The sequence below is a fragment of the Nocardiopsis synnemataformans genome (assembly GCF_965343085.1).
Classification (GTDB): Bacteria; Actinomycetota; Actinomycetes; order Streptosporangiales; family Streptosporangiaceae; genus Nocardiopsis; species Nocardiopsis alborubida.
Genome location: NZ_CBDRFA010000101.1, coordinates 22,606 through 28,892, shown reverse-complemented (window position 1 = coordinate 28,892; position 6,287 = coordinate 22,606). Strand labels below are relative to the sequence as shown.

Below are 6,287 nucleotides of genomic sequence, written 5' to 3'. Positions count from 1 at the left end.
GGACGGTGCGGGGCGAAAACGTGCAGCTCCCCCCGGCCGCCAGCGGACGCTGGCGGCCCCACGCGTGTGTCGTCCACAGGCCGGAAAAGCCTCTGGCGGACGGGTTCCGCGCGGGCTTAGCGTGGTAAAGGGGGAGGCCACGCCTTCGCTCGCTTCGGCGTGCCCGCCCACCGGGCGCCGTCGTCAGCGCACGCGCTCACCGCTGCCCGGGTTCGTCCGACGAACGCTGCCGCTCGGGTCCGCTCACCTACCGGGAGCCGCCCGCGGGCGCGCGGTCAAGGTCTCCCCGGCGCGAGCGCCGGGTCACAGCTCCCCTTCGGGAAGCGCCGGGACGTGTTCGACGATCAGGTCGCTGACCGTCGACAGCGCTGCGGCGGGGGCGCCGTGGGCGGCCGGGACCGACAGTTCCACGTAGGCCTCGTGACCGATCGCCGTGTACATGGTGGGTGCGTCCTCCGGCTGCGGCAACCACGGAACACCGTTGACCTCCTGTAGGTAGGAGGTGCTGGTCAGGGTCACCGGGCGCTCCACCCCGCAGCGCAGCCCGATGGGCGGGTCGCCCCAGGCCGCGGTGAGCTCCGAGTCGGGCCGCACCTGTGCCCGCTCCGCTCCGAGCAGGGTGTCGGGGAGCGCCGCGACGAGGTCGGCGCAGACCTCGGCGGCCGCCGCGTCCGCCTCTGGCGGCTGCATCCGCACGGTCTGCGCGCCGCAGCCCGTCGCCACCAGGGCCAGGGCCGCGACCACACCGGCGTACGCGTACCGACTCAGCACAGCAGACCCCGCTCTGGATGACGCGATGCGTCAGATGTTGACGATGGGACAGGTGAGAGTCCGGGCGATGCCGTCCAACCGCTGGATCCGGGCCACCACGAGGGTGCCCAGGGAATCGATGTCTTCGGCGCTGGCCTGGACGATGACATCGTAGGGGCCGGTCACGTCGTGGGCCTTCTCGACCCCCTCGATGCCCCGGATGCGTCCTGCCACCTCGGCTGCCTGACCGACCTCGGTCTGGATCAGGATGTATGCCTGCACCATGAGTACTCCTTCGTGTCGCCGGGCGAAGCGGCGAGTGGGTTCACGGCCGAGCCAGGGTGCGGCCGATGACGGACGGATGACAAGTGTGGGTCCGGACCACCGCGCCGGAGCGTCACCGTACCCTGATCCCTGTGCGGAACACCATTGGGGGTCTTGGTGAGTTCGCTCTGATCGCACGCGTGACGAGCCAATTCCCCACCACGGACGATGTAATCCTCGGACCCGGGGACGACGCCGCTGTCGTCGCGTCCCCCGACGGCCGGACGGTCGCGACCACCGACCTGCTGGTCGAGGGCCGTCACTTCCGGCGCGAGTGGTCCACCGCCCGTGACGTGGGGCACCGGGCCGTCGCGCAGAACTTCGCCGACGTCGCGGCCATGGGCGCCCGCCCCACCGGCCTGCTCATCGGCTTCGCCGCGCCCGCCGACCTGCCGGTGTCCTGGGCGGAGGAGTTCACCGCCGGGGTCCGCGACGAGTGCGCGGTCGCGGGCGGCGCCGTCGTGGGCGGGGACATGGTCGGCTCGGACACCCTCACCATCGCGGTCACCGCGCTCGGCGACCTCCAGGGACGGGCACCGGTCCGCCGCGACGGCGCCCGACCCGGCGACGTGGTCGCCTACACCGGCCACCTGGGGCTGTCGGCCGCCGGGCTCGCCCTGCTGGAGCAGGGGATCGACGGCCCGGCCGAGTGCCTGTCCGAGCACCGCAGGCCCAGCCCGCCCTACGCCCGAGGAGCGGAGGCGTCCCGGCTCGGGGCCACGGCCATGCTCGACGTCAGCGACGGCCTCGCACAGGACCTCGGGCACGTCTGCCGGGCCAGCGGGGTGCGCGTCGACCTGGAGGGGGAGGCGCTGCGCCCCGAGCCCGCCCTCGTCGAGGCGGTCCGCGTCCTGGGCGCCGGAGCCGACACGGCCGAGCGGGCCGCGCGCGACCTCATGGTCGCCGGGGGAGAGGACCACGCCCTCGCCGCCGTGTTCCCGCCGCACACCGTTCTGCCCGCTCACTGGCACAGGGTGGGAACCGTTGTGGGAACAACAGGTGAAACCGCGGAAGAAAACACAATTCCGGTCACGGTCGATGGGCGGGTTCCGCCTCGCGGAGGATGGGATCATTTCCGGCGCTGAGGCGCCCGATGGGATTTGTCCTGTTTAACTCTCACGCTAGGCTTTGCGAACGCGGCCTTTCCGGGCGTAGCACCCGCCTCATGGGACGCAGCGGCCCCAGGAAGTCCCCGGGAGCCACCGACCGAGGGTCGGCAGAAGAAGCCACGGCTTCGCCGGTGTCCCCCGCACCAGACGGGGGTGCACACGGCGGAGGGCGACGAGGGAGGGACCGGAACCGGAGCTCTCGGTGGAGGGTGATGGAAACGTCGAGGAGCGGTTTATGGGGCGGCATGGCTGGCGGAACGGCAACCGCCGGGGTGTGCACCGCAGCGAGCCGGAGGACGTCGGCGCGCTGCGGCGGCTCGGCGGCCTCATCGAGAGCACGGTCCCCAAACGCGTCGAACCCCCGCGCCTGCTCAACGTGCTCGTCGTCTCCGGCGTGATCCTCGGCCTGCTCCTCTTCGGGTACAGCACCACCCAGATCTACCTCCAGTTCGGCGGCACCCCGGGCGCGACCGAGGACCCCGGGACCCAGGACGGGGCCCAGCCCACGCACGACGCCTCACCTGGGACCGACGCCGAGGAGCCGGCGGCCGAGGGCGAGGAGGAGGCGGCGGCCGAGGGCGATGGGGCACGGGGACCGCAGACCCAGGCGGGTTCGGAGCCGACCACGGTCGTCTACCGCATCACGGAGTCCACGTCGGTCGGGTTCAGCGGCCACGTCACCGTCACCAACACCTCGCGGACCAGCCTGGACGGCTGGGAGCTGGCCCTGGCCTTCGACTCCGCCGAGGTCACGCACGTCAACGGCGCGGACTGGGCGGAGATCGAGGACGGCATCCTGGCCCGCCAGCCCGCCGACCAGGACAGCCTGGAGCCCGGCGACTCGGTGGCGCTCACCTTCGAGGCGGTCGGCGTGCCGCAGAGCCCGATCCGCTGCTCCCTGAACGGCCACGTCTGCGAGCTGTGAGCCGGGGGAGCGGGGGCGCAGGTCGCCTCCGGGCCCGCAGAGGCCCCCGCAGGGGTTCCGGTGCGGAGCCCGGGGCGGTTCCAGCCCCCGACGGGGCTCCGACGACTCGACGGGGCCCCGACAAAGGGTGAAGGCCCCCGACCGAGATGGTCGGAGGCCTCCATGGAAGGTCCTGAGGGTTGGGAACCCTAGCGGGTCACCTTGCCGGCCTTGATGCACGAGGTGCAGGCGTTCACGCGCTTGGGCGTGCCGCCCACACGGGTGCGGACGGTCTGGATGTTGGGGTTCCAGCGGCGGCGGGTGCGACGGTGCGAGTGGGAAACACTGTTACCGAACCCTGGTCCCTTGCCGCAGACGTCGCAGACGGAAGCCACGGTAACTCCATTCAAGCGCTCGGGATCGCGCACGTCGCCGCACGCGAAGATTCATCCGACCGGGAGAGGTCGGGCGGACTGGTTGACGGTGACGCCAACCGTGGAAGGTTACACGAAGGACGTGGCCCGACGCGCAGTGCGGGCCGACGACCGATGTCCGTACGTGTGATGGTGGGTCGCGCCGTGGTCGAGAACGACCCGGTTGACCACCGAGAGCATCGAATCAGCCACGCGGGCATGGCGAAAACGCGATGAACTTCCACGAGTATACCCCGATTGGGAGGGGCGGGAGCCGCGGGCGAGGGAGCGCCACCGGGTCGGCCGCCGGACTGGCCACCGGGACTCTGGAGCCCTCCGGGGTGGGGCCCGGCACCTCCCCCCGCGTTCGCGGGCCGAACGAGGCGGCGGGAAGGCGCGCGAGCGTCGCACCGGAGGACTACCGTGGCGGTGACCGGCGATCCGAGACGGGAAGCACACGTGAGCACCTGGGACGAACCGCTGAGCAGGGGGCCCCTCAGGGGCAAGACGGCCAAGGCCCTCTCCGAGAAGCTCGACCTGCACACCCTCGGCGACCTGCTGCGCTACTACCCGCGTCGGTACGACCGGCGCGGCGACCTGACCGACCTCGCGGCACTGCGCGAGGGCGAGGAGGTCACCGTGCAGGCCCGTGTCCTGGACGCCAAGCGGCGCACCGTGCCCGCGCGGCAGGGCCGCCGCCGCATGGACATGATGGAGGCCACCGTCACCGACGGCACCGGGCGCCTGCACCTGACCTTCTTCAACCGGGGTTCCTACCACCAGGGAGCCCTCGTCCCCGGGCGCCTGGCGATGTTCTCCGGCCGGGTCTCCACCTTCAAGGGCCGCCGTCAGCTCGACCACCCCCAGTACGAACTCCTCGACGAGGACGGCCACGAGGGCGAGCGGGCCCGGGCCTACGCCGAGGAGCTCATCCCCGTCTACCCGGCGGTCAAGGGCCTGGACTCCACCACCATCGCCCGCACCGTCGACATCGTCCTCGCCGACGTCGACAGCCTGCCCGACCCGCTGCCCCCCGAACTGCGCGAACGGCGCGGGCTCCTCGGCGTCGCCGACGCCCTGCGCCGGATCCACCGGCCCGCGGAGTGGTCCGACGTCGGCGCCGCCCGCCGCCGCCTGAAGTGGGACGAGGCCTTCGTCCTGCAACTCGCGCTCGCCCAGCGGCGCCACCGCGCGGAGGACCTGCCGGCCAAGCCCCGGCCCGGCGCGGTCGACGGCCTCCTGGACGCCTTCGACGCCCAGCTGCCGTTCACGCTCACCGAGGGGCAGCGGGAGGTCGGCGAACGCCTCGCCGAGCGGCTCGACGCCGCCCACCCCATGCACTGCCTGCTCCAGGGCGACGTCGGCGCGGGCAAGACCCTGGTGGCGTTGCGGGCCATGCTCCGGGTCGTGGACTCCGGCGGCCAGGCCGTCATGCTCGCGCCCACCGAGGTCCTGGCCCAGCAGCACCACCGGTCCATCAGCGCCATGCTCGGCGCGCTGGGCCGCGCCGGGCAGATCGACGGGGCGGAGAACGCCACCCGGGTGGCGCTGCTCACCGGTTCCATGAACGCCGCCGCCCGCCGGGAGGCCCTGCTCGACGCGGCGTCCGGCGCCGCGGGGATCGTCGTGGGCACCCACGCCCTGCTCCAGGAGCACGTGTCCTTCGCCGACTTGGGGCTGGTGGTGGTCGACGAGCAGCACCGGTTCGGCGTGGAGCAGCGCGACGCCCTGCGGGAGAAGGCCGTGGACGGACGCCCCCACGTGCTGGTCATGACGGCCACGCCCATCCCGCGCACCGTCGCGATGACCGTCTACGGCGATCTCGACGTGGTCGCCCTCACCCAGCTGCCGACCGGCCGCGCACCCGTGTCCACGCACGTGGTGCCCGCGCGTGAGAAGCCGCACTTCCTGACCAGGGCCTGGGAACGCGTCCGTGAGGAGGCGGGCGGCGGACACCAGGCCTTCGTGGTCTGCCCGCGGATCGGCGACGACGCCAAGGAGGAGGCCGAGGAGGAGGTCGGCGCCGGGGACGGCGAGGAGGCCGCGGGCGCCCGGCCGCCGCTGGCGGTGCTCGACGTGGCGGCGCGCCTGACGGAGGGGCCGCTCTCCGAACTGCGCGTGGAGGTTCTGCACGGCCGGATGGCGCCCGACGACAAGGACGCGGTGATGCGCCGCTTCTCGGCAGGGGACACCGACGCCGTCGTCTCCACCACCGTCATCGAGGTGGGCGTGGACGTGCCCAACGCCACAGTGATGGTCATCATGGACGCGGACCGCTTCGGCGTCTCGCAGCTGCACCAGCTGCGCGGCCGGGTCGGCCGAGGTCAGCTGCCGGGGCTGTGCCTGCTGGTCACCGACGCGGAGGAGGGTTCCCCGGCGCGTGAGCGGCTGGCCGCGGTGGCCGCGACCACCGACGGCTTCGAACTCTCCCGGGTGGACCTGGAGATGCGCCGCGAGGGCGACGTGCTGGGCGACTCGCAGTCCGGTGCCCGCTCCAGCCTGCGGATGCTCACCCTGCTCAAGGACGAGGAGCTCATCGGGGACGCGCGCGAGGAGGCCACGGCGTACGTGGCGGCCGATCCCGGGCTGACCGGGCACCCGCCGCTGGCCGAGGCGCTGGAGACGCTGCTGCCCGAGGAGCGGGCGGAGTACCTGGACAAGGCCTGAGCGCCCGGGGCGGCCGGGGCGGCAGGGCCGGGCGCGAGCGGGAACAGCGACCGGGCGCCCGGCGTCGGGGGCCGGTTGTCCACAGGCCGCGGTGTTGTCCACAGGCCGCGGCGGAGTCTG

6 protein-coding genes are annotated in these 6,287 nt (G+C 73.1%); 3 read left to right on the top strand and 3 right to left on the bottom strand.

The window, feature by feature from the left end; genetic code table 11:
• Positions 1-303: 303 nt before the first annotated feature.
• The gene (locus ACSIH6_RS35885; RefSeq protein WP_435112769.1) at positions 304-771 is read right to left on the bottom strand and encodes a DUF3515 domain-containing protein; all 468 of its coding nucleotides are present in this window, start codon (positions 769-771) and stop codon (positions 304-306) included.
• 30 nt (positions 772-801) lie between these two features.
• Entirely contained in the window at positions 802-1,035 is a 234-nt protein-coding gene (locus ACSIH6_RS35880; protein ID WP_013151260.1) for an Lrp/AsnC family transcriptional regulator, read from the bottom strand.
• Between the two features lie 131 nt (positions 1,036-1,166).
• On the opposite strand from ACSIH6_RS35880, the gene ACSIH6_RS35875 reads away from it, so the two are divergent.
• Together ACSIH6_RS35875 and ACSIH6_RS35870 are read left to right on the top strand one after the other, a co-directional pair.
• The gene (locus tag ACSIH6_RS35875) at positions 1,167-2,159 is read left to right on the top strand and encodes a thiamine-phosphate kinase (RefSeq protein ID WP_435112768.1); all 993 of its coding nucleotides are present in this window, start codon (positions 1,167-1,169) and stop codon (positions 2,157-2,159) included.
• 259 nt (positions 2,160-2,418) lie between these two features.
• Positions 2,419-3,108 (top strand): cellulose binding domain-containing protein, encoded by a 690-nt coding sequence (locus ACSIH6_RS35870; protein WP_435112767.1) that lies wholly within the window; start codon positions 2,419-2,421, stop codon positions 3,106-3,108.
• 188 nt (positions 3,109-3,296) lie between these two features.
• Here the strand turns inward: ACSIH6_RS35870 and rpmB are convergent, their stop codons facing one another.
• Positions 3,297-3,482: a 50S ribosomal protein L28 gene (gene rpmB, locus ACSIH6_RS35865; RefSeq protein ID WP_013151263.1), complete on the bottom strand. Its 186-nt coding sequence runs from the start codon at positions 3,480-3,482 to the stop codon at positions 3,297-3,299.
• A gap of 477 nt (positions 3,483-3,959) precedes the next feature.
• Between rpmB and recG the strand changes: the two genes are divergently transcribed.
• Positions 3,960-6,167 (top strand): ATP-dependent DNA helicase RecG, encoded by a 2,208-nt coding sequence (gene recG / locus ACSIH6_RS35860; protein WP_435112766.1) that lies wholly within the window; start codon positions 3,960-3,962, stop codon positions 6,165-6,167.
• Positions 6,168-6,287 lie beyond the last annotated feature (120 nt).

Excerpts from the sequence above, each read along its gene's own strand:
- ACSIH6_RS35880 (WP_013151260.1), bottom strand. The coding sequence starts at position 1,035 with ATGGTGCAGGCATACATCCTGATCCAGACCGAGGTCGGTCAGGCAGCC.
- ACSIH6_RS35870 (WP_435112767.1), top strand. The coding sequence starts at position 2,419 with ATGGGGCGGCATGGCTGGCGGAACGGCAACCGCCGGGGTGTGCACCGC.